The 700-nt window shown below is 59.7% G+C and carries 2 protein-coding genes; one reads left to right on the forward strand and one right to left on the reverse strand.

Features of this window, described 5'->3' with window-relative positions:
* Nucleotides 1-496: LysE family translocator (locus ACP7BV_RS27555; RefSeq protein WP_426108098.1), on the reverse strand; the 496-nt coding region annotated here is incomplete at its 3' end.
* Between ACP7BV_RS27555 and ACP7BV_RS27560 the strand changes: the two genes are divergently transcribed.
* Nucleotides 495-700 (forward strand): hypothetical protein (locus tag ACP7BV_RS27560; protein ID WP_426108099.1); only part of this gene is annotated, 206 nt, incomplete at its 3' end. The genes ACP7BV_RS27555 and ACP7BV_RS27560 overlap by 2 nt on opposite strands.

A 700-nucleotide genomic window follows, 5' to 3' on the forward strand; every position in this document is an offset into this window, starting at 1 on the left:
GGCGAATCGAGACGCCAAACAAAGCCCACATGGCGCTGCACGGCGTGCCTACCAGCGTGCCGATGACCGCTACCAGCAGAGCGCTCACGACTGTGTTGTGCCCCGCAGGCATGAAAACCGACGCGACCGTAATAGCCTTTACCCAGCTCTTGGGGTTTAGCGCCTGAAAGATTGCCGCCTGTGCAAAGGACACTGCCTTGGCAGCGCGCACCCCGCCCACCGATGCCCCGCTCAGCTTCCACGCCAAATACACCAGATACAACGAGCCCGCAACACGCAGCATGTGTTGCGCCAGTGTGTAGGTGATGAAGACGCTGCCCAAGCCCACGCACACGAAGATGGTTTGCAAAAATACGCCGGCCTGGATGCCCAGAATGGCCGGCAGCGCGGCGCGACCACCGAAGTTGGCGCCAGTGGTGGCGAGCATCACGTTGTTGGGCCCGGGGGTGGCCGACATGACAAGGCAATAGCTCATCAGGGGCAAGAGTTCGGTCATGGCAGGCAATTCGCAACGTGGAGGTGGTACCAGTCTAGGGACGCGGCGCGCTGCGGACAAGGTACAAGACGACCGGGACAGAGCAATGCTGTGTCAGTCAATTGACAGCGACAGACAATTGGCGTCTGGATTGACACGTGGCGGTGGCGCACCGGAAAAGAATTTTCTATTTCAGCGCTTCTCGAACCATGCTTTTACCGTGTC

This window comes from Massilia sp. TSP1-1-2, from assembly GCF_049896185.1.
Classification (GTDB): domain Bacteria; phylum Pseudomonadota; class Gammaproteobacteria; order Burkholderiales; family Burkholderiaceae_D; genus Telluria_A.